This is a genomic window from Kribbella sp. NPDC031520, from assembly GCF_055580825.1.
Genome location: NZ_JBVIKS010000002.1, coordinates 1209613 through 1235322, shown reverse-complemented (window position 1 = coordinate 1235322; position 25710 = coordinate 1209613). Strand labels below are relative to the sequence as shown.

Genomic DNA, 25710 nt, shown 5'->3' with positions numbered 1-25710 from the left:
GCGGTTCGGTGCGGAAGCACGGCCTTGCCGTGGCGGGCGTGTGTGTCCTGCTGCTGGCCGGTACGGCGTGCAGCGACACGAAGGCCAACGGGAACGGCAACGGCAGTCAGTCGACGCCAGGCGCCTCCACGTCGCAGAGCAGTACCCCGGGCGCCTCGAGCACGCCCGGTGACTCGACCACCCCGTCGGGGAGCAACCAGGCCGCGAGCATCGCTGTCGTGCCCGCCAAGGGCGCCACGTCGGTGCAGCCGGACAAGCCGGTCACGGTCACCAGTACGGGCGGCAAGCTCACCGCCATCACGCTGAAGGACGACGACGGTGACGAGGTCGCCGGCAACTTCAACGGCGACAAGACCCAGTGGACGTCGGCCGACCTGCTGAAGCCGGGCGCGACGTACACCCTGAACGGCTCGGCCGAGGGCGCCGACGGCGCCACCGTGCCGGTCAGCTCGAACTTCAGGACGCTGCGGGCCTCCAGGAGCCTGAAGGCCTCGATCGCCCCGCTGAACAACGACACCGTCGGCGTCGCGTACCCGGTCCAGATCTACTGGAACAACCCGGTCAAGGACCGCGCCGCGGTCGAGAAGCGGCTCTCGGTGAAGACCTCGGTCCCGGTCGACGGCACCTGGCACTGGGTGAACAGCAAGCAGGTCAACTACCGGCCGAAGAACTACTGGCCGACCGGCACGAAGGTGACCGTCAACGTCGACACCCAGGGTGTCAACGCCGGGAACAACACCTGGGGCACGGCCAGCCGGACGATCCAGTTCACCATCGGCAGGTCCGTGGTCAGCCACGTCGACGTGAAGAAGCACGTGATGACGGTCACGATCAACGGCAAGCTGGCCCGCACCATCCCGATCACCGCCGGCAAGGACGGGTTCACCACCCGCAGCGGCGTCAAGGTGATCATGGAGAAGTTCACGACCAAGCGGATGGACGCGGCCACCGTCGGCATCAAGCCCGGCGACCCGAACTACTACAACATCCCGGACGTGAAGTGGGCCCAGCGCGTCACCAGCTCCGGTGAGTTCCTGCACGGCGCACCGTGGTCGGTCGGCAGCCAGGGCAGCGTCAACGTCAGCCACGGCTGCGTCGGCATGAGCCTCGCGGACGCCCAGTGGTACTTCAACCAGACCCTGATCGGCGACCCGGTCACCGTGACCGGCACCACCCGAACCATGGAGCCCGGCAACGGCTGGACCGACTGGAACACCACCTGGGCCGCCTACAAGGCCGGTTCCGCCCTGTCCTGACCCAGCAGTCTCTGAACGGCCCTGGCACCCACCCCGGTGTCAGGGCCGTTTCATATGCCCAACGCAGTGATCAGGTCTTCGGCGTGGAGGGCTGGGAGGGAGTGGTGGGTTGCGGTCGGGAGGTGTACGACGGCTGCGCCGGCGGAGGCGGCTCTCTGGGCCAGTTGGTGTGGTTCGTGGGCCTTGGTGCGGTCGGCGACTACTACGACTGTCTGAGGCAGCTTTTGGAAGCTCTTGGGGCGTTGGGGTTTGACGGGGCGTGCTGTGGGCTGACAAGAGCCTAGAGCGGCCAGCTGGAGCCACGTGGGGTCTACGGGGAGGCCCTGGGTCTCCCAGTGGATGAATGACTTGTAGCGGGCCTCTGACGGGCGCAGCAGCATCGGGAGGGCTCGGGCCACGTAGCTGGGTCTGAGGCCGGTGAAGCAGTCTGTGGGGTCGAGGAGGGCCAGCTTCCGTACAGGTGCCTCGAGTGCGTACGTGAGCGCGATCCAGGCGCCGTACGAATGGCCGATCATCAGCGGCTCGTCGAGGCCCTTCGTGACGCCGGACAGCCACGTCATGAGGTCGACGACGGTGCGGGGTGGGGGAGCTGTGCTGAGGCCGGCGTCGCCGGGGAGGTCCGGGGCATAGACGCGGTACCGCTCCGCGAGGCGGGGCGCGACGGCGAACCACACGGGAGCTGTGGCGCCGTGGCCGGCGAGCAGCAAGGCCGGCGGGGCGTCGGACGGGCCGCAGGCGATGACGTGGGTGCCGGCGATGTCGAGGTGTTCGAGCGGTACGCCCCACCGTTCGAGCAGAGCGTCGTACGCGTCGTGGAAGCTCATGTTGCCGAGAATAGCTCACTGAGTGAGGTAAATTGAGGGTATGCGTGAAGGAGTGATGCCGGCCGATCCCGAGCGGGCCGCTGCGCTGGAGTTGGTGCACCGGCTGCGCGACGTTGCGCTCAAGCTGGAGCTGGCGATCGGGGACTTCGCTCGGACGACCGGTTTGCATGGGACCGACGTACGGGCTCTGGTGCGGCTTCTGGATGCCGAGCGGGCCGGAGTGGATGCGACGCCCAGCTGGCTGGCCCAACAGCTTGGGATGACTTCTCAGGCGACAACGGCTGTCATCCACCGTCTGGAGGCCGCCGGGCAGGTAGAACGCCTCAGGAGCCGTACAGACGGCCGCAGCGCCCAGCTCCAGGTTTCCGACAGAGCAGTGGACCTCGGCTGGCAGTTCTTCGGCCCGCTGCTGGACCGGTTGATCGGCACCACCCAGGCCCTGGACACAGGCCAGCAGACCCTGGTGAAGGACTACCTCGGCGCCGTCTCCGAAGCCCTGGGATAAAACGAAAAGGCCCCGGCAAGCCGGGGCCTTTTGCGTGGTACCACGTCAGGAGCGGTCGCTGGTGACCTCTCGGTAGGTCTCCGTCTCCGACAGCTCGTGGATCTCGTCGGCGTCGTGAGCGTGCTCGCGCGCCTCGTCGAGCTCCTGGGTGGTCGGCTTCTGCACTGCGTCGGCGTAGTAGAACCGGGACAGTGCGGCGCGGGCCTTGTTGAGCGCGCGGCGCGGGGCTCGGACGCCGTTGTCGTCGGTGTCCGGGCCGAGCTCGTGCGGCACGAGGCGGTCCCGTGCGGTGAGCGAGTACGCCTCGTACGTCGAGATCGGCTGGTGCCTCTCGGTGTACTTGCCCTCGGGGGAGCGGACGATGACGCCGGTCTCCAGACCGTGCAGCAGCCGGTCCTGATCCGCGCGCTGGAGCGAGATCGCCCAGCGGCGGGCCACCCAGAACGCCAGGATCGGGCCGAGGATCACCGCGAACCGGAGGAACCAGGTCACGTGGTTCAGCGAGATGCCGAAGTGGGTGGCGATCAGGTCGTTACCACCACCGATCCACAGCAGCGCGTAGAAGGTGATGAACGCGACGCCGACACCGGTCCGGGTCGGCACGTCCCGCGGTCGGTCGAGCAGGTGGTGCTCCCGTTTGTCGCCGGAGATCCACCCCTCGATGAACGGATACAGCGCGACCAGCGTGACGAACGCCGGTGGCACGATCAGCGCCGGGATGATCAGGTTCCAGCTCAGCGTGATGCCCCAGAAATGCGACTCGAACCCGGGGAAGATACGTACCGAGCCCTCCAGCCAGCCCATGTACCAGTCCGGCTGCGAGCCCGCGGTCACCTCCGCCGGGTTGTACGGCCCGTACAGCCACACCGGGTTGATCTGCATCAGGGCGCCCATCAGCGCGGTGATGCCGAAGACCACGAAGAAGAAGCCGCCGGCCTTGGCCGTGTACACCGGGAACAGCGGGTAGCCGACCACGTTCTTCTGCGTCCGGCCGGGACCGGCGTACTGCGTGTGCTTGTGGTAGACGACCAGGAACAGGTGCGCCGTGACGAGCCCCAGGATGATGCCAGGGATCAGCAGCACGTGCGCGATGAAGAACCGGGAGACGAAGTCGCCGCCGGGGAACTCACCGCCGAAGATGAAGAAGTTCATGTACGTGCCGACCACCGGCGACGCCTGGATCATGCCGTTGGTGATCCGCAGACCGGTACCGGACAGCAGGTCGTCGGGGAGGCCGTACCCGATGAAGCCCTCGATGATGCCGAGGAACAGCATCCCGAAGCCGATCAGCCAGTTCAGCTCACGCGGCTTGCGGAACGCACCGGTGAAGAACATCCGGAGCAGGTGCACCATCATCGCCGCGATGAACAGCACCGCCGCCCAGTGGTGGATCTGCCGGATCAGCAGCCCGCCGCGGACGTCGAAGCTCAGGTTCAGCGTCGAGGCGTAGGCCTCCGACATGTGCAGACCCTTGAGCAGGCTGTACGAGCCCTGGTACTCGACCTCGGCCATCGAGGGCTTGAACCAGAACGTCAGGAACGTGCCGGTCAGGATCAGGATGATGAAGCTGTAGAGCGCGATCTCGCCCAGCATGAACGACCAGTGGTCCGGGAAGATCTTGCGGAGGTTCTTCTTCCCGATCTTCGCGATACCGAGGCGGTCGTCGATCCACTTGACCGGTCCGGGGAACTCTGTGTTTGTTGACACTGTTGTCACCCTCGTTCGAAGAAGCTCGGGCCGACCGGCTCGGTGAAGCCGCTCTGCGCAACCAGGTAGCCCTCACTGTCCACTGCCAACGGTAGCTGAGGCAGCGGCCGCGCAGCAGGGCCGAAGACGACCTTCGCAGCATCGGAGAGGTCGAAGGTCGACTGGTGGCACGGGCAGAGCACGTGGTGGGTGGTCTGCTCGTACAGCGAGATCGGGCAGCCGACGTGGGTGCAGATCTTGGAGTAGCACAGGATCCCGTCGACGCCCCAGTTCTCCCGGCCCGGCTTGGTGCGGATCTCGCTGGGCTTGATCCGGACCACGATGACCGCGGCCTTCGCCTTCGCGTTCTGGTAGCCGACCGGGTCCGACTCCTGCATCGGGGCCAGGTTCGCCGGCGCCGCGTTGACCAGCTGGCCGACGACCAGGTCGGACGGCTTGATCGGACGCTCGGTGACGTCGTTGACGACCCGGATGCCCTTGGCCCAGATCGTGTTGTACAGCGACCGGCCGGGCAGCGGGCCGAGGTCGCGGAGCAGCACGATGGCCGGCAGGCCGAGGGCGCCGAGGGCACCGATCAGCGAGTTCCGGATCATCTTGCGGCGGCCGAACCCGGACTCCGCGGCGCCCTGCTTGAACGCCTCGGTGATCTCGGCGATCTGCTCGGGCGACGAGTGCGCGGCGTGCCGGTCCTCGGCGATCTCCTCGTCGACCATCAGCTTCTTGGCCCACTGGATCGCGCCGGCCCCGATCAGGAACAGCGCGAGCCCGATGCACAGGCCCATCACCATGTTGTTCGCGTTGCCGGACAGCGGGCCGAACTCGAGGATCGAGTACCGCGGGATCGCGAAGTACGCCACGCAGGCGCCCAGCACGAGCACGGTCGCGAGGCCGAACATCGACGACACCTGGCGCTCGACGCGGTCGGCGGCCTTCGGGTCGATGTCGGTGATCCGCGGCTCGTGCGGCTCCAGACCCGGGTCCGGGATCGGCTCCGCCACCTCGAGGGCGGTGCCGTGGTGCTCGTCCTCCGCCTTGACCGGAAGGTTCTTCTCGTCGCTCATTCGGCCTTCGCTCCCTTGGCCTTGACGCCCTTGGCGCCGATCCAGACGGCTACGGCGACCAGCAGGCCGATTCCGACGAACCAGCCCCACAGGCCCTCGGAGACCGGGCCGAGTCGGCCGAGGCCGAAGCCACCCGGGTCCTTCTGGTTCTGCAGCGCCTTCAGGTAGGCGATGATGTCCTGCTTGTCCTGCGGCTGCATGACCTGGTCGGAGAACACCGGCATCTGCTGCGGGCCGGTCAGCATGGCCTCGTAGATGTGCTTCTCACTGACGCCCATCAGCGACGGCGCGTACTTGCCGTTCGGCAGCGCACCGCCGCGGCCGGCGAAGTTGTGGCAGGCCGTGCAGTTGGTGCGGAACAGCTCGCCACCGCGGGTGATCTGCTCGTCGGTGGCCTTGCTCACGTCGTACGACTCCGAGGCCGGGACCGCGGGGCCGGGGGCGAGCGAGGCGACGTACGCGGCCAGGGCCTCGATCTCCTCCTGCGAGTACGCCGGGGTCTTGCGCGGGATCTGCGCGCCCGGCTGCATCGCCGGCATCCGGCCGGTACCGACCTGGAAGTCGACCGCCGCGGCACCGACGCCGATCAGCGACGGAGCGGCGAACTTGCCCGCGCCGTTCGTGCCGCCCTCGGCGTTCAGGCCGTGGCAGCTGGCGCAGCCGACCGCGAAGAGCTTCTTGCCCTCCTCGATCTGCTGGGACTGGGCCGAGTTGTCCGCCACCGCGTTGTCAGGGGCGAAGGCGGCGTACGCCGAACCCACTGCCAGGAGGCCGAACAGGAGCACGACGAGGCCGGCGGACCGGTGCCGTCGTCGCGCGGAGAGAAAGCGCGCCGGTGACAAGGGATTTCTCTTCTCACTCATTTGAGCAGGTAGATGGTCGCGAACAGGGCGATCCAGACCACGTCGACGAAGTGCCAGTAGTACGACACGACGATCGCCGAGACGGCCTGTTCGTGGGTGAACTTACGAGCCATGTAGGTCCTGGCCAGGACGAACATGAAAGCGATGAGGCCGCCGGTCACGTGCAGGGCGTGGAACCCGGTGGCCAGGTAGAAGACCGATCCGTACGCGTTCGACGAGATCGTCAGGCCCTCCTGCACCAGCCCGGTGTACTCCGTCACCTGTCCGGCGACGAAGACCGCGCCCATCAGGTAGGTGAGGATGAACCACTCACGCATGCCCCAGTTCCGCGGGTTCAGCGCCGAGCCGTTCCGGCCGACCTTCCCGTGCTCGGCGGCGAAGACACCGAGCTGGCAGGTGACCGACGACAGCACCAGGATCGTCGTGTTCACCGCGGCGAACGGGACGTCCAGATGCTCGGTCATGAGCTTCCAGAGGTTGTCCGTTCCCGGAGCTGCGGCGGCGGTCGTCACCGACCGGATCGTGAAGTACGCCGCGAACAGGGCGGCGAAGAACATCAGTTCGCTCGAGAGCCAGACGATCGTGCCGACACTGACCATGCTGGGACGGTCGGCATGACCGTGTTCACGAGACGCTGGGAGCGCGGTTGCAGTGGCCACGCGGTCATTATGTCGGTCCTCGCGTTCAGCGCTACGACCACCCCCGTGCATGTCGCCGACGGGCTGTTCCTACTGTGGAAGCGTGCTTCCCCTTCACGCCGCCCCGGGCGACCAGATCGAGCCGTTGACCGCGCTCCGGTTGCTGACGGCATGGACCTTCGAACCGGTGTTACTCGGCGTGATCGTGGTCCTCGGCGCGCTCTACCTGTACGGCGTCCACAAGCTCCGGAAGCGTGGCGACAAATGGTCCCGCGGCCGCACGTTCTCGTTCGTGGGCGTCGGTCTGGGCAGTGCCGTGATCGCGACCCAGTCCGCCATCGGCACGTACGACACGGTCCTGATCAGCGTGCACATGGTGCAGCACATGATCCTGTCGATGATGACGCCGCTCGCGCTGGCGCTCGGCGCACCGGTCACGCTGGCGCTCCGGACGCTGCCGCGACGGCCGCGGAAGTGGTTGCTCTCCGTGTTGCACTCGCGGTTCGCGAAGGTGATCTGCTTCCCGCTGATCGGCTTCACGCTGTTCGTCCTCAGCCCCTGGGCGCTGTACTTCAGCGGCTGGTACGACGCGACGCTCCGCTCGGCCGTGCTGCACGACCTGCTGCACCTGCACTTCATCCTGGTCGGATCGCTGTTCTTCTGGCCGCTGCTCGGACTGGACCCGGTGCCCGGCCGGGTGATCTACCCGTTCCGGCTGATCCTGACGTTCCTGACGCTGCCGTTCCACGCGTTCCTCGGGATCACGATCATGGGCGCGAACAAGCTGATCGCGGAGGACTGGTACACGAGTTTCGTCCGGTCGTGGCCGCCGTCGCCGCTGCGCGACCAGTACATCGCGGGCGGCCTGTTGTGGGGTTCGGGCGACCTCGTCGGCGTGGTGTTCTTCGCCGTACTGTTCGTCCAGTGGGTTCGCGAATCGCAACGTGAGGCGCGGCGCGAGGACCGGCGGCTGGACCGGTTGGAGGAACAGGCTCGCCGGGCCGGACAGCCGCCCCGGTAGCATTCGCGGTGTCCGCTTTAACGAGTACACAGCTTGGGATGGATCGATGAGTTCAGAGCGTCCGCTGAAGGTCCTGGTCTACAGCGACGACCGTACGACGCGGGAGTCCGTCCGGCTGGCCCTCGGCAAGCGGCCGGCGGCCGATCTGCCCGAGCTCGAGTACGTCGAGTGCGCGACCGAGCCGGCCGTGATCAAGACCATGGACAAGGGCGGGATCGACCTGGCCGTCCTGGACGGCGAGGCCGTTCCGGCCGGTGGCATGGGCATCGCCCGGCAGTTGAAGGACGAGATCTTCCAGTGCCCGCCGATCCTGGTCATCACCGGCCGCCCGCAGGACGCGTGGCTGGCGACCTGGTCGCGGGCCGAGGGCGCGGTCTCGCACCCGATCGACCCGATCAAGCTGGCCGAGGTCACCGCCGACCTGCTCCGGCAGCGGCTGGCCGCACTCCCCGCCATCACTTCCTGACTCCGTGAGCGCCTACACCTGGCCGCACGTCCTCGGGCCGTTGCTGCGGCACGAGGACCTGGAGGCCGCCGCCACCGCGTGGGCGATGGAGCAGATCCTGTCCGGCGCCGCGACGCCGGCCCAGCTGGCCGGGTTCGTGATCGCGCTGCGGTCCAAGGGCGAGACGGTCACCGAGGTCGAGGGGCTCGTGCGGACGATGCGCGAGTTCGCGACGCCGATCAGCGTGCCGGGCCGGACGCTCGACGTGGTCGGTACCGGCGGCGACCAGGCCCACACGGTGAACATCAGCACGATGTCGGCGATCGTCGCCGCGGGTGCCGGCGCGAAGGTCGTCAAGCACGGCAACCGGGCGGCGTCGTCCGCGTGCGGCGCTGCCGACGTCCTGGAGGAGCTCGGCATCCCGCTCGACCTCACCGGCCCGCAGGTGGCCGAGGTGGGGGAGCGGGCCGGGATCACGTTCTGCTTCGCAGCGGCGTTCCACCCCGCGCTGCGGAACGCCGCCGTACCGCGCCGCGAGCTCGGCGTACCGACGACCTTCAACCTGCTCGGCCCGCTCGCGAACCCGGGCGACCCGTCGGCACAGGCCGTCGGCGTCGCGGACGGGCGGGTGGCCGGGCTGATGGCCGGCGTGCTGGCACGGCGTGGGATCGACGCGCTGGTGTTCCACGGCGACGACGGCCTCGACGAGCTGACCACCCGTACGACGTCACAGGTGTGGACCGTTGGCGGCGGCAACGTCGAGGGTCCCGTCACGCTGGATCCACGGGAGCTCGGGATCGAGCCGGTGTCGGCGGACGCGCTGAAGGGCGCGGACGCGACGTACAACGCGAAGGTCGTCCGGGCGCTCGTCGATGGCGAGACGGGGCCGGTGCGTGACGTCGTACTGCTGAACGCCGGTGCCGCGCTGGCGGCGTACACGCCTGAGGCCGGCAGCGTGACGGAGCGGATCCGGACCGGGATGGACCGGGCCGCCGAGGCGATCGACTCCGGTGCGGCGAAGGACGTGCTGGACCGGTGGATCGCTGCCTGCGCTGACGTTCGCGGCTGATTGCTTTGCGGGCCGGCCGTTGGGGCCGGCCCGCAGCTGCTATCGGTTGATCTTGATCTGGCTGACCTTGTAGCGCCAGACGTTCTGCCACGCCGGGGTTGAGCCGGCGATGTCGGCGATCGACACGTCCGCGGTGCCGTCACCGCGGTCGATCACGGCGATCATCACGGTCGAGTACGTCTCGGCCAGCTTCGGCACCTTGACCGGCACCTTGGCGACGATCTCGTGGCCGGGGTGGCCGTTGACCGTGAGCACCGTGTGAGTGGGATGCGGCATGATCGTGGTCTTCGGGCCGTACAGGCTGCTGATCGCTCGCGCGCCGATCTGGATGGCGGCCTCCTTCAGACCGGCCGCCGAGTTCTTGTACGGGATGTCCGGCGGGAGTTGGCCGAAGGCCGTGTAGTTGCCCCAGCTCGCGCCCTTGCCGTCGTAGTTGCTGTGCACCGTGAACCAGATCGCGGCGCCGCCGAACAGGCCGGTGCGCTCGTACGTGTTGCTCCACGCCGAGCTCATGTTCGGCATCGAGTCGTTGTTCGCGGCAATCATCTCGGTGCCGAGCACCTTGCCGACCGGGGTCGGCGTGGCCGAAGGCTTCACCGACGGACTGACCGTCTCCAACGGCTGTCCGCTCGTGGGGAGTGTTACCGGGGTGGTCGCGTCGGCCTTGTTCCAGATCCAGCCGACGCTCAGCCCGGTAGCCGCCAAGGCAGCCACCGCGAGCACCACGGCGCCGACAGTCCTGGCCCGCCCACTGATGGCAGGCCCACTCCCTGCCGGGCTGATGGCGGGCCCGCTCCCTGGCGGCGTGTTGGGCACGGCTGCCCGAGCGTGAGTGCCTGCCGGCTTCACGTTGGGCCCAGCTGCCTGGGCGATCACCTCGGTGAACACAGCTCGTTGCTGAGCGCCGTGCTGGCCGCCCTGGGGGCTGTTGTGCCCGCCTTGCGGGCTGCTTGTTTGGCCTGGCTGCGGTCCGCTTGCCTGTGGTCCCGCTGGCTGCGGTTGGCCTGGCTGGGGTCCGCGTGGGTGCGGTTGGCTTGACTGCGGTCCGCCTGGCTGCGGTCCACCCGGCTGCGGTTGGCCTGGCTGTGGTTGGCCTGGCTGTTGTCCCATCGCCTGTGCTTGCCAGCCTGCGGGCCGTTGACCAGGTTGCTGGCTTGGCTGCTGCGGCTGTACACCCCACATCTGTCCGCCCTGGGGCGGACCGGACTGCGGTGGGCGCTGCTGAGCCGCGTACTGCGGTCCCTGGGGAGGAGCCGCGTGCTGAGCACGCGCCGGCTGCTGGCCGGGCTGCTGCTGCGGGTTCGGCTGTTGCGGGTTCGCCGACTGAGCGCCGGGCCGCTGTGGCCCAGCATGCTGCGGACCGGGCCGCTGCTGCTGCGGCGGCTGCGGCGGCAGCCCAGGCTGCTGCTGGGGTGGCTGCTGGGGCTGCTGTCCAGCCTGCTGTTGAGGCCGCGGTTGGGGCTGCTGCCCGGCCTGCTGTTGGGGCTGCGGTCCACCCCAAAGCTGCCCGCCCTGCGGCTGCCCGCCCTGCGGCTGTGCGGCCGGCTGGGTGGTCCAGTGGGGCTGTTGGGGTGGGGCTGCGTGTTGGGGGCGTGCCTGGGGCGGCGGAGGTGGTGCGGGCGCGGGCGACTGGCCGAGCAGTGGGTCTGCGGAAGCAGTCGGGTCCTCCGGTTGCGCAGGACGCAGCGCCGGCGCCGGTGGTGCTTGCGGCGTACCGGCCAATGGATCCGCACCGTCCGACGGGGTCGGCGGCGGGGTGGGGTCTTCGTTCTCAGCCAACTTGAATTCCTCTGTAGGCCTCGGCCGCGGCCTCTCTCAGATCCGGGCGGTTGTTCGGGATCTCACTGATGTACGCGACCGCCGTTCCGTCACCGAGGTCGAAGACGGCAACCGTCAGCGTAAGCACCCGGTCGGTCACCTTGGCCGCGGTCGTGGTCACGGTTTGCTGTACGAACCACCCGGACTTGTCCGAGCGTTTCACGGCACCGTTCGCGAGCGGCTTGAACGTCACCGGGATGTTCCCGTACATGTCGTCGCGCAGCTGCGTCGACAGCGACAGCGCGGTCGCCTTCGGGTCGCCGGTGAAGCCGGCCGCCGTACCGAGTCCGCCGACGAAGATGTCCGCGGACCAGTCGTCCTGGTCGACCGCTTTCTCGGTCAGCACGATGCGCTGGCCGTTCGAGTTCTGCAGCTGCCGGACCAGGCGCTTGCGGTCCGACCACGGCGGGTTCCGGCGCGGGAACGAGATCGCCGTCGACGCGATCCGGTTGTCGCCTTCGTGCAGCTTCGGGTTCTTCGACTGTCCGGGAGTGGTCCCGCCGGTCGGTGAGGCCGACGTGGTCTGCGTCGGCGAACTGGTCGGGTTCGGGTCCGCGGTCTTGTCGTTGCCCCTGGTGAGCAGTACCACCACGGTCACGATGACCAGGACGAGACCGATGCCACCGCCGATGACCAGTGGCAGCTTCCCGCTGAACGGACCGCCGCCACCGGGGCTCTTCGACTTCTTGGTCTTGCCCTTCTCGCGCTTGCCGACGCCGGAGCTCAGGTCCGTCTGACCGCCCCACGCTTGGTTGCCGTCGTCACCCCAGGCGCGCTGCGGGGCCTGCTGAGTACCCGCGCCCTGCTGGGCGGCCCACTGCTGCTGACCGGACTGCTGGTTGTCGCCGCCCCAGCCGTTGCTGCTCTGCTGAGCCTCTTGTACCGGCCAGCTCTGACCGCCGCTCCATGCCTGGTTGGCGTTCTGGCCGTTCTGCTGACCCCACGGAGCGGATTCCTGTACGCCGTGCTGGTCGCCGACACCCCAGCCGTTGTCAGCCGGGGCAGCCTCGGCACCCGCCGTACCCTGCTGTTGCGGTCCCCAGAGCTGACCGCTACCAGGCTGGTCCTGCCCGGTCTGCTGGTTACCTGCGGGCTGCGCGGCCTGCTGGTTCTGGGGGCTGGGCTGGTCGCCCCAGAGCTGCACTGGCGGCTCAGGCGTGGTGGGCGTCTGCTCGGGAACCGTCCAGAGCGGAGCAGCCTCGTCGGGGGTCTGTAGGTCCTCTTCGTCCGAGGCCTCGACGCCCCAGGACGGTACGTCACCGGCCTCGTCGTCCTGCTCGCCATCCGCGGGGCTACCCCAGTCAGGCGGCAGTACAAGTCCCTCGGCATCCTCCGCTGCCTGCTGATCGGTCTCGGCATCAGCCGCCCGAGCAGCCGCCTCATCCGTGTCCTGTGCCGAGCTCTCAGCGGTCGCTTCCGTCGAGGCCGCGCCTGCGGCGCTCGCGCTGGAGACGTCGGCGGTCTGCGTACCGGCGTCGCCTGCTGGCTGGTCGGTGTCAGCGTCCGCTTGAGTTGCTGCGTCGGCGTCGGTGTCGGCTGCGGTTGCGGTTGCGGCGAGTCGGAGGGTTGGGGTGGCCGGTTGGTCGGAGGTGGCTTCGATTTCGTCGTCGTCGTCGTCGTCGTCGACGGCCAGGGCGGCTTCGGCTGCTTCTGCTTCGGCGGGGTCGCGTTGGGTCCAGTGTTCTGCCGGGGCGGGGGCGAGCTCGGGGGCGCCCCAGGTTGCGCGGGCACGCTCAGCCGCGGTCGGTCCGCTCGAGGCGGGCACGGCGGGTTGTACGTCGGCCGTCTGCGTCGACGCTTGCGACTGGGCGTACTGGTCCGGCGAGACGGCTCGAAGGCGCGGCCCGTCGTTTGCTGGTACCTCGTTGCTGGGTTGCGCCGCACCCCAGAGTGGCGGGGTCTCCACCGGCTGCCACCAATCACCACCCGACTGCTCGGCCGAGGCGGTACCAGTCGCACCGTCCTCCTGCACGGACCGCAACCCGTTCCAGGAGGGCTCAGGCGCTACCTGTTCGTGAATCGGGAACTGCTGACCGGACCACGGCTGTTGCTGGGTTTGCTCGGCATCAGGCCACGGTTGGATCTGGGTCTGCCCAGCCGCCGGGTTCGGCTCCTCATACGACGTGAACTGATCAGCGCCCCACGGCTGCTGGTTGGCCGACCAGGCGGGCTGGTTCGCGTCCCCGCCCGCCTGCTGCGCCGGCCACTCCTGCTGAGGCGCGGCGGCGCCGCTCTGCTGCGCCGGCCACTGCTGCTGGGCGCCGGGGCCCGGCTGGGCGTCGGAGCTCGGCTGCTGGGATGGCCACTGCTCTTGCGTGGGCTGGATCTGGGTTTGTTCGGCGTCGGGTTGGTCGTAGGACGTGAACTGGTCAGCGCCCCACGGTTGCGGTTCGGCCGACCAGGCGGGCTGGTTCGCGTCCGCACTGGTCTGCTGTGCCGGCCATTGCTGCTGAGGCGTGGCGGCGCCGCTCTGCTGCGCGGGCCACTGCTGCTGAGGCGTCGTGGGGCCGGGCTGCTGTGCTGGCCATTGCTGCTGGGTGTCGGGGTTCGGCTGCTGAGTTGGCCATTGTTCTTGTGCGGGCTGGATCTGGGTTTGTTCGGCGTCGGGTTGGTCGTAGGACGTGAACTGGTCAGCGCCCCACGGTTGCGGTTCGGCCGACCAGGCGGGCTGGTTCGCGTCGGCACCGGTCTGCTGTGCCGGCCACTGCTGCTGAGGCGTGGCGGCGCCGCTCTGCTGCGCGGGCCACTGCTGCTGGGGCGTGGTGGCGCCGGTCTGCTGCGCCGGCCACTGCGGCTGGGCGTCGGGGCCTGGCTGCTGGGTTGGCCAATGTTCTTGTGTGGGTGGGAGCTGGGTTTGCTCGGCGTCGGGCTGGTCGTATGACGTGAACTGGTCGGGGCTCCACGGTTGCTGGTCTGCGGACCAGGCTGGTTGGTTCTGGTTGCGGGTCCACTGCTGCTGCGGCGGTGTGGCGTTGTCTGCTTGGTGCTGGTCAGCACCTGGCTGGTCGTAGGAGCTGAACTGGTCGGCACCCCAGGGCTGCTGGTTGGCGGACCAGGCTGGCTGGTTCGCGTCGGCGCCGGTCTGCTGCGTCGGCCACTGCTGCTGGGCGTCGGGTTGCTGGACGGGCCACGACTGTTGCTGACCGGGCCATTGCTGCGGTTCCTGGTCAGGCGCGGGCCATGACGACTGGTTGGGCGCCGGCTGTTCCTGGGGCGTGGGCGTGGTGTTGGTCCACGACGGCTGGTTGGACGCGGGCGTGCCGGGGGAGGACGACGTACGGTCGCTCACCCCGTCCCCACGGTCGCTCGGCTCCGGAGCACGATCGGCAGGCGTGGGCCCACGGTCGTCAGACGCCGGCGTGTGGTCGGCGGAGGTTTCGTCGGCCGCGGCGGCCAGTTGTTCCGCCATGTCTTCGTGTTCGGTTTGGTTGGTCCACTTCTCGCCGTTCCAGAAGCGGATCCTGTGGGGCTGCCCGGTGGGGTCGGGGTACCAGCCGGCGGGTGGGTTGCTCATCCGCGTCCTCGCTGTGTGGCCGGCGTGCAGGCGCGGACCCGCACGACTCGGAACTGACCCCAGACGTTCATGTGGTCAACCGTAACTTCAGCTCGTGTCAGCCGGATCCGATCGGACCGCTTCTCAGACACCCTCCTCGCCCAGGCTGAAGGCCGCCTCCAGGTCGTGGCTGGAGTACGCGCGGAACGCGATGTGCGTCTCGGTGCTCAGCACGCCGGGGACCCGGTTGACGTGTTCGGGGATGACGGTGGCCAGGTCGTCGTGCCGTGCGACCCGTACGAGCGCGATCAGGTCGAGCCCGCCGGTCACGGAGTACACCTCGCTGACGCCGTCGATGGCGGCGACCGCCTCGGCGACCTCCGGGATCCGTGCGACGTCGGCCTTGATGAACACGATCGCGGTGACCATGCCGTCCTCTCCTCAGAATCCTCAGAACCGGTTCCGGAACTCACGCTGTACTCACGTCTCAACCCGCTGAAGCATAGTGCGGCCGAGACCCCGCAGCGCCCGCGCCGTCGGTTCGTCCGCGGGCAGGAACGCCTCCATCCGCAGTTCGGAGACGGTGACGTCGATCGCCGTACCGAACCTCGTCAGCGTCGTGACCAGCCGCAGCTCGCCGTCGCCGGAGCGCAGCCGCAGCGGTACGGCGAACCCGAGATGGTCCGGCCCGGTCATCGGGCGCGGCGGGATCAGCGTGACGAGCTCCGCGATCAGCTGGTCCGCCTCGAGGTTCGGTACAAGTGCCGCCTCCCGGGTGAGCCCGTCGATCACGTGCCACGACCATTCGGCCAGGTTCACGATCTGTGGCGCCAGCCCGTCCGGGTGCAGGAACAGCCGGGGCACCGAGACCGGCCCTTCCAGCAGGTACGGCGCGACGCCCGCGACGAGCGCGTCGAACGAACGGTTCGCGAGCACCACGTCACCGCGCCGGTCGACGACCACCGCCGGACTCGGCCGATGCCCCTCGAGAATGCCGCTCAACGCCGAGCGGATCGCCCGCAGGCTGGGCGCGTCGTACGGCGTCTCCTCGTACGCCGGAGCGTACCCACCGGCGACCAGCAACTGGTTGCGTTCCCGCAGCGGGACCTGGAGCGACTCCGCGAGCCGGATCACCATGTCCCGGCCCGGCACCGACCGCCCGCTCTCGATGAAGCTGACGTGCCGCTGTGTCGTCCCGGCCCGGACCGCCAGCTCGAGCTGACTCACCCGCCGCCGCGCTCGCCACGACCGCAACCCCACCGCCAACTCGGATCCCATGTCAGAGTTCTAACGCATGCCACCGACAGTCCATACCGCCAAGGGAATTGTCCGGCCGGCACCGCGCCAGAGAAGCTCGGATACGTGAACAACAACACAGCCCAAGAGCTGGCAAATCGTTATGTAGCAGTCTGGAACGAGCCCGACGCCGACGCCCGACGGAAGGCCGTCGAGGAACTGTGGACCGAGGACGGCGTGCATCTCCTCGAACCGCCGGAGGAGATCGTCAAGCGCGCCACCGAGATCGGTGTCACCGCGTCCCTCGAGGCCCGCGGGCACGAGGAGCTCATGCACCGGGTGAGCACGGCGTACGGCGAGTTCGTCGCTCCCGGGCAGTACGAATTCGTCCCGCATGGTGAGGCTGCCGTACTCCACGACCTGGTGAAGTTGCGCTGGGCGATGGTGCCTGCCGGCGGGGGAGAGGCGCTTGCCATCGGCATCGACCTGCTCCTGCTCGCCCCGGACGGCCGGATCCGCACCGACTACCAGTTCGTCGAGGCCTAACCGACCCGCACAGGGCCCAACGGACGCATGTGCCGCCGCCGCTCGGTCGGGTGCTGGTGGAGGTCGGAGTGGGCATTGTCGAGGCGACCCACGTGACGGCCGGCGCCGCTGACCGGGCAGGTCCAGGTGCCGTCCATCTCGACTAGGCGGACGCCGGGGAGTTCGAGCCAGCGCAGGATCAGCTCGATCTCCTCCGGTGTCGCGGTCGCCACCGGGCCGATCCCGGGAAGTACGGTCTCGGCCGACGCGCGCAGCATCTCCAGGTGCGGACGCGGATCCGTCCCGCGCGGGCTGAACCCGGCCGCCGCCAGCCGGCCGCGCCGGATCACGTGCAGTTCCCAGCCGCCGTCGTCGGTACGCCGGGCCGCGCAGATCTCCGCGCACCCGGACACCGACGCCATCCGCTGCATCCGCGCCGAGCTCCGTACGAACGCGCTCAGCCGGTCCCGGTGCACCGCGGCGTCCTCGAACCGCTCGTCGGCGGACAGTACGTCGATCCGCCGGTCGAGCGCCTCGACCACCGGGGTCGGGTCGGCGGTCAGCGCGGCACGCAGCCCGGTGACGAACTCACCGTACGAATCGGCCGAGATCCGCCCGTCGCACGGCGCGACACAGCGGCCCATCTCGGCCAGCACGCACGGCGACAGGGACGGGTGCTTGGACATCCGCGCGGTGCACTGCCGGATCGGGAACGCCTCGTGCAGCGCGGCCATCGCCCGCTCGGCCGTCTTCCGCGAGCTGAACGGGCCGAGGTACCCGGCGCCGTCGTCGCGGACCTGTTTCACCAGCGACAGCCGCGGAAACGGTTCGACCGTGACCTTCAGCCAGTGCTGCCGCTCGGGGAACTTCGAGCGCCGGTTGTACCGCGGCTTGTGTTCGGCGATCAGCCGGAGCTCGCGGACCTCGGCCTCCAGCGGCGTCCCGCATTCGATGCCGCGGACCCCGGTGGCGATGCCGACCATCTCGCCGATCCGGTTCCGGGTCTCGGAGGCGGTGAAGTACGACCGGACGCGGGTGCGCAGGTCCTTGGACTTCCCGACGTACAGCACCTCGCCGCGGTCGTCGGTGAACAGGTACACACCCGGTGCGTGCGGCAACGACTCGGCCAGGTGGCGCTTCTCCCGGACCGCGGGTGCGACCCGGGACGAGAACGTCTGCAGGTCCTCCAACGTTTGCACGCCCAACGAGCCGACCCGCTCGAACAGCCCGTGCAGCACGTCGACGGTCGCGCGCGCGTCGGACAGGGCGCGGTGGTTCGGCGTGGTCGTCGTACGGAACAACTTCGCCAGCGTGCCGAGCTTGCAGTTCGGTGCCTCGTCGGGGGTGATCACCCGGCGCGCCAGCAGCGCGGTGTCGACGACGGCGAAGTCGGGCCAGTCGTACCCGTGCACCTGGGTCTCGTGCTTCAGGAAGCCCATGTCGAACGGCGCGTTGTGCGCGACCATCACGCATCCGTGCGCGAACTCGAGGAACGCGGGCAGCACCGACTCGATCCGGGGCGACGAGGCAACCATCAGGTCGGAGATGCCGGTCAGTACGGCGATGAACGGCGGGATCGACTCGGGCGGGTGGACCAGCGTCTGGAACTCACCGATCACCTCACCGGCGCGCACCTTGACCGCTCCGATCTCGGTGATGCCGCCCTCGCCCGGTGGGTTGCCGGTGGTCTCCAGGTCGACGACGCAGAACGTGATGGCGTGCAGCGGTGTCCCCAGGTCGTCGAAACTGTGCTGGACACCGCGGATCGGAGACAGCGAATCCGTGGTGTGCGCACGCCCTGGGCTGGTCATGGTCACGACGCTAGGAGCCGCCACCGACAATTCCGCAGGTGACACGCCTGCGAGTCGACTAGGCTCTCTGTATGCGTACACAGGCGATCACCGTGAATCAGGCCCGGCGGCCCGTTCACTGTGGTCCGCGTCACCGGCCCGTTCTGGCCGCCGTTCCAGCCGGACAGCGGACCGGTGACTGAGGCCGGCACTGCCGCGAGCTCCGCCGCTACGACTCTGCCTGAACCGGTCCGGCAACGTGTCCTGACCCTCGCCGCACACGCTCTTGGCCAGCTCCCGGCGACCGACGTCCCGGCCCCGTTGCGCCGGTTCGCGAGTTTCGCGCCGGCCAAGCGGGCGAAGCTGTCGGCCTCGGTCCTCGGACCGATCCTGGAGACCGACGACCACTTCCGGAAGCTGACCGCGTTCGAGGTACGGCGTGAGCACCCCGAGCTCGGCGACGCGGTCGCGGACGGCGTACCGGTACCGGCGGCCGACCCGGTCGAGGTCGCCGCGCTCGCGTACCTGCTCCGCCCGGACGACTGGGAGCAGCGCGTCGCGGCCGCCGCACAGGTCCCGGTGGAGAACCCGCGTGCAGACGCCGCCGCGGTCGATCGGCTGGCGGACCAGCTCGACCAGGCCCGTACCGAGACCCGTCAGGTCCGCGAACGCCTTCGTGAACAGGTCAACGAGCTCAAGGCCGAGAACGTCACGCTCCGCCGCAAGCTGAACGAGGCGCGCCAGCGGATCACCGGCCTGCAGACCGAGGTCGAGCAGCGCACCAAGGAGGCCGAGACCGCCGACGAACGCGTCGACGCGGCCCGTGCCGAAGTGGACCGTGAGCTGCGCAAACTCCGCGCCCGGATCACCGAGCTGGAAGCGATCGAGCACGCGGCCCGGCGGACGGCGGGCCAGGAACGGGAGCTCGCGACGACGCGGACCCGCTTGTTGCTGGACACGTTGCTGGAGGCAGCGAGTGGACTGCGTCGCGAGCTGGCGTTGCCGCCCGGGGGAGAGCTCCGTCCGGCGGACACGGTGGCCGGCTACGAGCCCGAGGCTGCTCCGGTCGGACGTACGGCGCCTGCGGACGACCCGGCGCTGTTCGACGAACTGTTGGCCTTGCCGCAGGTGCATCTGATCGTCGACGGCTACAACGTCACGAAGACCGCCTGGCCGAACTCACCCCTGCATTCGCAGCGTCAGCGCCTGGTCACGGCGTTGGGGGCGCTGGTCGCGCAGCGTCGTGTCGAAGTGACGGTGGTGTTCGACGGTGCGGAGCTGTCCGGGCCGGTGCAACTCAACCCACCGCGCGGCGTCCGGGTGCGGTTCAGCCCGGCCGGGGTGATCGCCGACGAGGTGATCCGGCAACTGGTTCGCGCGGAGCCGCCGGGCCGCCCGGTGGTCGTGGTCTCCACCGACCGCGAAGTTGCCGAAAGCATCGTCCAACTCGGCGCCCGCGCGCTGTCGGCAACGAGCCTGGTGGCGCGGATCGCCCGAACGTAGTCGCAGAAACTGTCGGTGGGGTTCTCTAGCGTCCTTCTCAGCCGGATGCAAGTCCGGGTGCTTCCCCACTTGGAGGATGTTGTGCTGATCGACTGCGACGCTTGTGTGATGAGAGGTCCGGGTTGTCAGGACTGCGTCGTCACGGTTGTGCTCGGGTTCTCGGCCGAACGGTCCGGCAGCTTGCGCATCGACGACGACGAGAAGGCCGCCCTGGACGCGCTCGCCGACTCGGGGCTGGTCCCACCGCTGCGCCTGGTGCACGCCGTGGACAGCATCCAGCCGGACGTGGACCCCGGGGAGCGGACCGGCTGATATGTCAGGACCATCTGTCCCGAGCCGGCCGAAACCCTTGTAACCGAAGGCGAAACGGTCGTCCGGCCGCGAACTGTCTTCGTTAATTTTCGATCAAACCCGAGGGGCGAATTGCACTGGTCACGAAACGGTCACTACTGTTACCTCTCGTCGCCTCAGGGTGTCGGCCGCACCGGCCGACCGGGCAACGGTAAGCCGAGGGAGTGATCCGGCGGCTACCGCGGACGTGCGAGTCCGTGGTGGACCCGGTCAACGGGGACGGCGCGAGCAGAGGAAGGGACCGACCGGGCTGTGTCCATCGGACGCATCAACCGCACCAAGGGAATCGCCCTCGCCGCCATCACCAGCACTGCTGTCGCTGCCGGCGTGATCCTGATCCAGGGAGCGGCCGACGCCGATCCCGCGCCCACCCTCTCGGAGGCGAAGCAGCAGGTCGCCGACCTGCAGCACCAGGCCGAAGTGGCCGGTGAGTCGGCGAACGACCTCCGCGGGCAGATCACGGCCGCCCAGGCCCGGGTGAACGCGTTGAAGTCCGGTATCGCCAAGCAGCAGGCCCAGGTCGACGCCGTGAAGCGCCAGATCGGCTCGCTCGCGGTCGCCGGCTACCAGACCTCCGGGATCTCGACGACCGCCCAGCTGCTGCTCTCGAACAACCCCGACCAGTTCCTCAGCCAGGCGTCCACGGCCCAGGCCTTCGCCGGCCAGCAGAACTCGGCGCTCCGTCGCTACCAGCTCGCGCAGGGCAAGCTCACCGATCTGCAGGCGAGCGAGCAGACCGAGCTGGCCGCACTGCAGGCCGTGCAGGCCAAGCAGACCGGCTTCGTGAACCAGCTGAACGGCAACCTCGACAAGGCCCAGAAGGTGCTCGACAAGCTGAGCGCGGCCGACCGCAAGCGGATCGAGGAGGAGAACGCCAAGGACGCGGAGAACGCGCGCAACCAGCGTCCGACCCGCGACGGCGACCGGACCGGCGACGACAAGAACTTCCCGAACATCCCGGCCAGCGGCCGCGGCGCGATCGCGGTGAACGCGGCGCTGTCCCAGCTCGGCGACCCGTACGTGTGGGGTGCCGACGGCCCCAGCTCGTACGACTGCTCCGGTCTGAGCATGTACGCCTGGGGCAAGGCCGGCGTCTCGCTGTCGCACTCCTCGAAGGCGCAGGCCGGCGAGGGCCGCCAGGTCAGCCGCTCGGAGCTGGCGCCGGGCGACCTGGTGTTCTACTACAGCCCGATCAGCCACGTCGCGATCTACCTCGGCAACGGCCGGATCGTGCACGCGCCGCGTCCGGGCAAGAGCGTGGAGATCGCCCCGCTCGACGAGATGCCCATCAACACGATGGTCCGCCCGGGCTGACCTGAGATCTTGAGAGGGTGTCTGAGAACTCTGCGCCTACTGCGCGGCACTCGGCACGGCACCTCGCCGCACGTGAGCAAAGGCCACGATGCTCCGCATCGAGACCTTCGCTCCCGCACGCCGATGCACCGCACCGAGCACCTGCTCGCGACGGCGCAGAGTTCTCAGACACCCTCTGACATACTCTGCGGCTCCGGGGATTCCTGTCCCCGGGGCCGCTGAGTCATTTCGTGATGCCGTACTGTCGGAGGAGGCCGGGTGTCCCGCCTGACTGGGGCAGGTGAGCAGCGAGGGGCCGAGGTGATCGACGAGCACGGCGACACGGTTCCGCTGCCGATGGTCCCCTCCGACGGTGACCCACAGGCACCTGCCGGCGACGCTGAGCAGCTGCCGAGGCCGCCGTTCGGGCCGATCCTGAAGAAGGTCGCCCTCGGCGTCGCGGTCTGCCTGGTCGCCGGGGCCGGGTACGCCGGACTGCAGCACGTCGCCAACGCGCCCGCCGACCCCAACTCGCGCGGCACGCACCAGCCCGCGGCCTCGACCCCGAGCACGCCCGACCAGGCCGAGGCCGGTGTCCAGCGGGCGGTCGCCGGCGAGGCGGTCCTGCAGAAGCTGACCGACGCGGTCGAGAACGAGAACCGTACCGAGTTCATGAGCGTCATCGACCCGAAGGCGACCGCGTTCCGGGCCAGTGCGCGGACGATCTTCGGCAACCTGGGCAAGCTCCCGCTCGGTACGTTCCAGCTACGGTACGTGAGCGACGACACCGGCGCGCTGACCCCGGACCGGCAGGCCGAGCTCGGCGGGTCGGAGTCCTGGCTCGCGCAGGTCGAGGTCTCCTGGCAGCTCTCGGGGTACGACGTGACGCCGGCGCGCGAGACGCTTCCGGTGACGTTCGTGAACCGCGACGGGAAGACGTACGCGGCCTCGTTCTCGGAGCGGTTCGCGACCGGGCAGCGGCAGGCGGTCTGGGCCCTCGGCCCGATTGAGCTGGCCAAGGGCAAGCACAGCCTGGTGATCAGCCTCGATTCGGAGAGTGACGCGAAGAGCTACGTCTCGGTCGCCGACAAGGCGGTCGAGTCGGTCAGCAAGGTCTGGGGCAAGAACTGGCGGCAGAAGGTGGTCATCCTGCTGCCCGCCAAGCAGTCGCAGATGGAAGGCGTGCTCGGCGCGCAGCCGAACACGTACACCCAGATCGCCGCGGTCACGATGGCCGAGCTGGACACACCGGCCGTCGGCGCGCCGATCCGGATCGTCGCGAACCCGAAGCTGTTCGAGGAGCTCGGCAAGCAGGGCCGGCGGATCGTGCTGACCCACGAGACCACCCACGTCGCGTCGAACGCGACCGCCTCGCCGGTCCCGCTGTGGCTGGCCGAGGGCTTCGCGGACTACGTCGCGTTCACGGCCGTACCGGTGCAGGACGACTCGGCGGCGAAGGAGCTGTTCAAGGCGGTACGGGCCGGTCACGTGCCGCCGACATTGCCGACTCCCGAGGCGTTCGCGGCGTCGGCGAGCGAGTTGCCGCAGGCGTACGAGTCGGCGTGGCTGGCGTGCCGGCTGATCGCGGAGCGTGAAGGGCAGGACAAGCTGGTGGCGTTCTACCGCGCCGTCCACGCGTCGAAGAGCTCGACCGGGCTGGCCGACGCGTTCAAGTCGGTCCTCGGGACGACCGAGGCGGAGTTCGTCGTGCAGTGGCAGAAGTACCTCGAACGGCTCGCAGGTGCCTAAGAGTTCTCGTGCGCCGTGGGCGACAGGTGGTCTGCTGGCGGTCGCGCTGGTCTTCACGATCGCCGTCACCACGCCGTGGCACCTGATCGACCTGCCGAAGCCGGATGCCGCGCTCGACTTCACCAGTGCGCAGATCGCCCGGCAGAACGCGTTCCGGCACGAGATCCTTCGGTGGTCGACGGCGTCCTGGATCATCTCGGTCGTCGTCCCGCTCGCGATCGGCTTCAGCCCGCTGGGGCGCAAGTTGTACGACGCGCTGCGGGTGCGTCCTTGGGTCTTCGCCGTACCGGTCACGGTCGCCGGGATCGCCCTGATCACGAACCTGCTGACCGTACCGACCGACGTCCTCGCCGAGCGGGTCAGCCGGAAGTACGGGCTGTCCGTCGAGAACTGGCGGCTCTGGGTCTGGGACCGCGGCGTGAACTGGCTGATCACGTCGCTCGGCGTCGCGGTGGTCGCGGTGGTGCTGATCGCGCTGGCGAAACGGTGGCAGCGCGGCTGGTGGTTGCCGGGTGCAATCATCGCGGCGTTGCTGGTACTGGGTGTCTCGTTCGCCTATCCGGTGCTGGTCGAGCCGCGGTTCAACCACTTCACGTCGATGCCGGCCGGTGCCCTGCGCAACGACTTCCTGAGGCTCGCGGCCGAGGACGGCCTACCGGTGAAGGACGTACTGGTCGCGGACGCGTCCAAACGTACGACCGCCTTGAACGCGTACGTCTCCGGGTTCGGATCGACCCGCCGGCTGGTCGTCTACGACACGCTGCTCAAGGGCACGCCGCCCGAGCAGGTGCGACTCGTCGTCGCGCACGAGCTCGGTCACGCGGCCGAGGACGACGTACTGCACGGCACCCTGATCGGCGTTCTCGGTACGGCGTTCGGCGTCACGTTGCTGTACTTGTTGCTCGGGGCCCGGATGGCGGATCCACGCCGTACCGGCCTGTTCGTGGCGCTCGTCGTTGCGGCCACGACACTGGCGAGCCCGGTGCAGAACCTGGTCAGCCGCAAGATCGAGGCGCGCGCCGACTACCACTCGCTGAAGCTGACGAACGACCCGCAGGACTTCGTCGCGATGCAGCGCGACCTGGCGGTCCGGAACATCTCCGGCCTGGACCCGAGCCGGTGGCGATACTGGATGTTCGCCACCCACCCGACCCCGCCGGAGCGGATCGCGATGGGCCGCGCATGGGCCGCGCAGAACGGCTCGTCGGTGCCGCCATTGGCGAAGCGATGACGGTCCTCGTTGTCACCAACGACTTCCCGCCGCGCCAAGGTGGGATCGAGACGTTCGTTCGCTCGTTGTGTGCTGAACTGCCGGACGTCGTCGTGTACACCTCACGGGAGCCGGGCGATTCGGCGTACGACGCCCGGCTGCCGTTCCCGGTCGTACGGGACCGGACGTCGATGTTGTTGCCGACGGCACGGGTCACCCGGCAGGCCGTGGAGCTGATGCGCTCGTACGAGGCTGATCGGGTGCTGTTCGGGGCCGCCGCGCCGCTCGGGTTGATGGGGCCGGCGTTGCGGCGGGCGGGGGCGCGGCGGATCGTCGCGATGACGCACGGGCACGAGACCTGGTGGGCGGGCGTACCGGGCGCGCGGCAGGCGTTGCGGCGGATCGGGGACGCGGCGGACACGCTCACCATGGTCTCGTCGTGGTGCGCGGAGCAGATCACCCCAGCGCTGTCGCCGGACGCTGCTCGGCGGGTGCAGCGGCTGACGCCGGGAGTGGATCCGGTTCGCTTCCACCCGGGAGTTGGCGGGGAGCAGATCCGGCAGGGGCTCGGGCTGGTCGGGGTTCCGGTGGTCGTCTGCGTGTCGCGGCTGATCCGGCGGAAGGGGCAGGACACCTTGATCCGGGCGTGGCCGCGGGTCCTGCAGTCGGTGCCTGGTGCGCGGCTGCTGTTGGTCGGTGGTGGACCGGATCGCGGGTACCTCGAGGAGCTCGCCAGCCGGTTCGAGGTGTCGGACGCGGTGGTGTTCACCGGGCCGGTGCCGTGGGCGGAGATTCCGCCGTACGTCGATGCGGGGGACGTGTTCGCGATGCCGTGCCGAACGCGGCGGTTCGGGCTGGAGCCGGAAGCTTTGGGGATCGTGACGCTGGAGGCCTCCGCGTGCGGGAAGCCGGTTGTGGTGGGCGACTCGGGTGGTGCGGCCGACACGGTTCTGCACGGTACGACGGGTTATCTGGTCGATCCGTACAACCCAGCGGCCGTTGGTGTGCGCATCGTCGGATTGCTGACAAACCCACAGGACCGGGTGGCGATGGGGGCGGCGAGTCGCAAGTGGGTCGAGTCGGAGTGGGGCTGGGATCGGTCGGGGGCCGTGCTGCGGGAGCTGCTGGACGTCTGACGCGCCTGACTCGCCGGACGAGGAATGGGTGTGGACACGAGGTGCCAGGGTTCGTGTACTCTGGCCGACATGCACCGGATGTTCCGACTTGCCGCAGCCGTACGAGCTTCACGCTCTCCGGCTGCCGCGGCCTGACATCCTGAAACTTCCACCGGCGACCGGAAACGGTTCGCCGGTGTTGTTGTTTCTGTAGCCCGGTGGTCTGGTTCCGGTCCTC

General features: G+C 69.1%; 22 protein-coding genes. 12 read left to right on the top strand and 10 right to left on the bottom strand.

Annotation, left to right across the window (positions count from 1 at the left end):
* Positions 1–8: 8 nt before the first annotated feature.
* Positions 9–1256, top strand: coding sequence for a L,D-transpeptidase (locus ACZ5BU_RS14575; RefSeq protein ID WP_465698985.1), 1248 nt, complete (start codon positions 9–11; stop codon positions 1254–1256).
* 50 nt (positions 1257–1306) lie between these two features.
* Here ACZ5BU_RS14575 and ACZ5BU_RS14570 read toward each other — a convergent pair whose 3' ends face one another.
* Entirely contained in the window at positions 1307–2080 is a 774-nt protein-coding gene (locus ACZ5BU_RS14570) for an alpha/beta hydrolase (RefSeq protein ID WP_465698983.1), read from the bottom strand.
* Positions 2081–2120: 40 nt separating this feature from the next.
* Here ACZ5BU_RS14570 and ACZ5BU_RS14565 point away from each other — a divergent pair, with 40 nt between their 5' ends.
* On the top strand, positions 2121–2585 hold the full coding sequence (locus tag ACZ5BU_RS14565) for a MarR family winged helix-turn-helix transcriptional regulator (RefSeq protein ID WP_465698981.1): 465 nt from the start codon (positions 2121–2123) through the stop codon (positions 2583–2585).
* Positions 2586–2630: 45 nt separating this feature from the next.
* On the opposite strand, the gene qcrB is transcribed toward ACZ5BU_RS14565, so the two are convergent.
* The 4 genes from qcrB to ctaE are packed head-to-tail and all read right to left on the bottom strand — an operon-like array spanning position 2631 to position 6815.
* The gene (qcrB, locus tag ACZ5BU_RS14560) at positions 2631–4292 is read right to left on the bottom strand and encodes a cytochrome bc1 complex cytochrome b subunit (protein WP_465698979.1); all 1662 of its coding nucleotides are present in this window, start codon (positions 4290–4292) and stop codon (positions 2631–2633) included.
* 5 nt (positions 4293–4297) lie between these two features.
* The gene (qcrA, locus tag ACZ5BU_RS14555; protein WP_465698978.1) at positions 4298–5353 is read right to left on the bottom strand and encodes a cytochrome bc1 complex Rieske iron-sulfur subunit; all 1056 of its coding nucleotides are present in this window, start codon (positions 5351–5353) and stop codon (positions 4298–4300) included.
* On the bottom strand, positions 5350–6216 hold the full coding sequence (gene qcrC, locus ACZ5BU_RS14550) for a cytochrome bc1 complex diheme cytochrome c subunit (protein ID WP_465698976.1): 867 nt from the start codon (positions 6214–6216) through the stop codon (positions 5350–5352). Before qcrC ends, qcrA begins: the two co-directional genes overlap by 4 nt.
* Positions 6213–6815, bottom strand: a complete 603-nt coding sequence (gene ctaE, locus ACZ5BU_RS14545; protein WP_465698974.1) for an aa3-type cytochrome oxidase subunit III — start codon at positions 6813–6815, stop codon at positions 6213–6215. The genes qcrC and ctaE overlap by 4 nt, the downstream gene beginning before the upstream one ends.
* 142 nt (positions 6816–6957) lie before the next feature.
* On the opposite strand from ctaE, the gene ACZ5BU_RS14540 reads away from it, so the two are divergent.
* From ACZ5BU_RS14540 to trpD, 3 genes are read left to right on the top strand one after another with little or no spacing between them, the layout of a single operon-like run.
* Positions 6958–7875: a cytochrome c oxidase assembly protein gene (locus ACZ5BU_RS14540; protein WP_465698972.1), complete on the top strand. Its 918-nt coding sequence runs from the start codon at positions 6958–6960 to the stop codon at positions 7873–7875.
* 46 nt (positions 7876–7921) lie between these two features.
* The gene (locus tag ACZ5BU_RS14535; RefSeq protein WP_465698970.1) at positions 7922–8341 is read left to right on the top strand and encodes an Rv3143 family two-component system response regulator; all 420 of its coding nucleotides are present in this window, start codon (positions 7922–7924) and stop codon (positions 8339–8341) included.
* Between the two features lie 4 nt (positions 8342–8345).
* Positions 8346–9389: an anthranilate phosphoribosyltransferase gene (gene trpD, locus ACZ5BU_RS14530; RefSeq protein WP_465698968.1), complete on the top strand. Its 1044-nt coding sequence runs from the start codon at positions 8346–8348 to the stop codon at positions 9387–9389.
* Between the two features lie 39 nt (positions 9390–9428).
* Here the strand turns inward: trpD and ACZ5BU_RS14525 are convergent, their stop codons facing one another.
* From ACZ5BU_RS14525 to ACZ5BU_RS14510, 4 genes are all read right to left on the bottom strand, one after another.
* On the bottom strand, positions 9429–10115 hold the full coding sequence (locus ACZ5BU_RS14525) for a hypothetical protein (RefSeq protein WP_465698967.1): 687 nt from the start codon (positions 10113–10115) through the stop codon (positions 9429–9431).
* A 1045-nt stretch (positions 10116–11160) separates the two neighbouring features.
* On the bottom strand, positions 11161–14721 hold the full coding sequence (locus ACZ5BU_RS14520) for a hypothetical protein (RefSeq protein WP_465698965.1): 3561 nt from the start codon (positions 14719–14721) through the stop codon (positions 11161–11163).
* Positions 14722–14844: 123 nt separating this feature from the next.
* Positions 14845–15129: an Lrp/AsnC family transcriptional regulator gene (locus ACZ5BU_RS14515; protein WP_465698964.1), complete on the bottom strand. Its 285-nt coding sequence runs from the start codon at positions 15127–15129 to the stop codon at positions 14845–14847.
* Positions 15130–15180: 51 nt separating this feature from the next.
* On the bottom strand, positions 15181–15978 hold the full coding sequence (locus tag ACZ5BU_RS14510) for an MmyB family transcriptional regulator (protein ID WP_465698962.1): 798 nt from the start codon (positions 15976–15978) through the stop codon (positions 15181–15183).
* Positions 15979–16062: 84 nt separating this feature from the next.
* Between ACZ5BU_RS14510 and ACZ5BU_RS14505 the strand changes: the two genes are divergently transcribed.
* The gene (locus ACZ5BU_RS14505; RefSeq protein WP_465698958.1) at positions 16063–16482 is read left to right on the top strand and encodes a hypothetical protein; all 420 of its coding nucleotides are present in this window, start codon (positions 16063–16065) and stop codon (positions 16480–16482) included.
* On the opposite strand, the gene ACZ5BU_RS14500 is transcribed toward ACZ5BU_RS14505, so the two are convergent.
* A complete protein-coding gene (locus tag ACZ5BU_RS14500) occupies positions 16479–18272 on the bottom strand; it encodes a DEDD exonuclease domain-containing protein (protein WP_465698955.1) in 1794 nt (597 codons plus the stop codon). The two genes, ACZ5BU_RS14505 and ACZ5BU_RS14500, sit on opposite strands and share 4 nt — an antisense overlap.
* A 174-nt stretch (positions 18273–18446) precedes the next feature.
* Between ACZ5BU_RS14500 and ACZ5BU_RS14495 the strand changes: the two genes are divergently transcribed.
* The 6 genes from ACZ5BU_RS14495 to ACZ5BU_RS14470 all read left to right on the top strand — a co-directional run bounded on the left by ACZ5BU_RS14495 (position 18447) and on the right by ACZ5BU_RS14470 (position 25493).
* Positions 18447–19754 (top strand): NYN domain-containing protein, encoded by a 1308-nt coding sequence (locus ACZ5BU_RS14495; protein WP_465698953.1) that lies wholly within the window; start codon positions 18447–18449, stop codon positions 19752–19754.
* Between the two features lie 108 nt (positions 19755–19862).
* Complete coding sequence (locus ACZ5BU_RS14490; RefSeq protein ID WP_465698951.1) at positions 19863–20066, top strand: hypothetical protein; 204 nt, start codon at positions 19863–19865, stop codon at positions 20064–20066.
* A 291-nt stretch (positions 20067–20357) separates the two neighbouring features.
* On the top strand, positions 20358–21419 hold the full coding sequence (locus ACZ5BU_RS14485; protein ID WP_465698949.1) for a C40 family peptidase: 1062 nt from the start codon (positions 20358–20360) through the stop codon (positions 21417–21419).
* Positions 21420–21677: 258 nt separating this feature from the next.
* On the top strand, positions 21678–23147 hold the full coding sequence (locus ACZ5BU_RS14480) for a hypothetical protein (protein ID WP_465698947.1): 1470 nt from the start codon (positions 21678–21680) through the stop codon (positions 23145–23147).
* A complete protein-coding gene (locus ACZ5BU_RS14475) occupies positions 23140–24378 on the top strand; it encodes a M48 family metallopeptidase (RefSeq protein ID WP_465698945.1) in 1239 nt (412 codons plus the stop codon). Before ACZ5BU_RS14480 ends, ACZ5BU_RS14475 begins: the two co-directional genes overlap by 8 nt.
* Entirely contained in the window at positions 24375–25493 is a 1119-nt protein-coding gene (locus tag ACZ5BU_RS14470; RefSeq protein WP_465698943.1) for a glycosyltransferase family 4 protein, read from the top strand. Before ACZ5BU_RS14475 ends, ACZ5BU_RS14470 begins: the two co-directional genes overlap by 4 nt.
* Positions 25494–25710 lie beyond the last annotated feature (217 nt).

Bases quoted from the DNA above. Each gene is read 5' to 3' on its own strand.
- ACZ5BU_RS14570 (WP_465698983.1), bottom strand. From the start codon at position 2,080: ATGAGCTTCCACGACGCGTACGACGCTCTGCTCGAACGGTGGGGCGTA.
- ACZ5BU_RS14565 (WP_465698981.1), top strand. From the start codon at position 2,121: ATGCGTGAAGGAGTGATGCCGGCCGATCCCGAGCGGGCCGCTGCGCTG.
- qcrA (WP_465698978.1), bottom strand. From the start codon at position 5,353: ATGAGCGACGAGAAGAACCTTCCGGTCAAGGCGGAGGACGAGCACCAC.
- qcrC (WP_465698976.1), bottom strand. From the start codon at position 6,216: ATGAGTGAGAAGAGAAATCCCTTGTCACCGGCGCGCTTTCTCTCCGCG.
- ctaE (WP_465698974.1), bottom strand. From the start codon at position 6,815: ATGGTCAGTGTCGGCACGATCGTCTGGCTCTCGAGCGAACTGATGTTC.
- ACZ5BU_RS14535 (WP_465698970.1), top strand. From the start codon at position 7,922: ATGAGTTCAGAGCGTCCGCTGAAGGTCCTGGTCTACAGCGACGACCGT.
- ACZ5BU_RS14520 (WP_465698965.1), bottom strand. From the start codon at position 14,721: ATGAGCAACCCACCCGCCGGCTGGTACCCCGACCCCACCGGGCAGCCC.
- ACZ5BU_RS14515 (WP_465698964.1), bottom strand. From the start codon at position 15,129: ATGGTCACCGCGATCGTGTTCATCAAGGCCGACGTCGCACGGATCCCG.
- ACZ5BU_RS14510 (WP_465698962.1), bottom strand. From the start codon at position 15,978: ATGGGATCCGAGTTGGCGGTGGGGTTGCGGTCGTGGCGAGCGCGGCGG.
- ACZ5BU_RS14500 (WP_465698955.1), bottom strand. From the start codon at position 18,272: ATGACCAGCCCAGGGCGTGCGCACACCACGGATTCGCTGTCTCCGATC.
- ACZ5BU_RS14490 (WP_465698951.1), top strand. From the start codon at position 19,863: ATGAGAGGTCCGGGTTGTCAGGACTGCGTCGTCACGGTTGTGCTCGGG.
- ACZ5BU_RS14470 (WP_465698943.1), top strand. From the start codon at position 24,375: ATGACGGTCCTCGTTGTCACCAACGACTTCCCGCCGCGCCAAGGTGGG.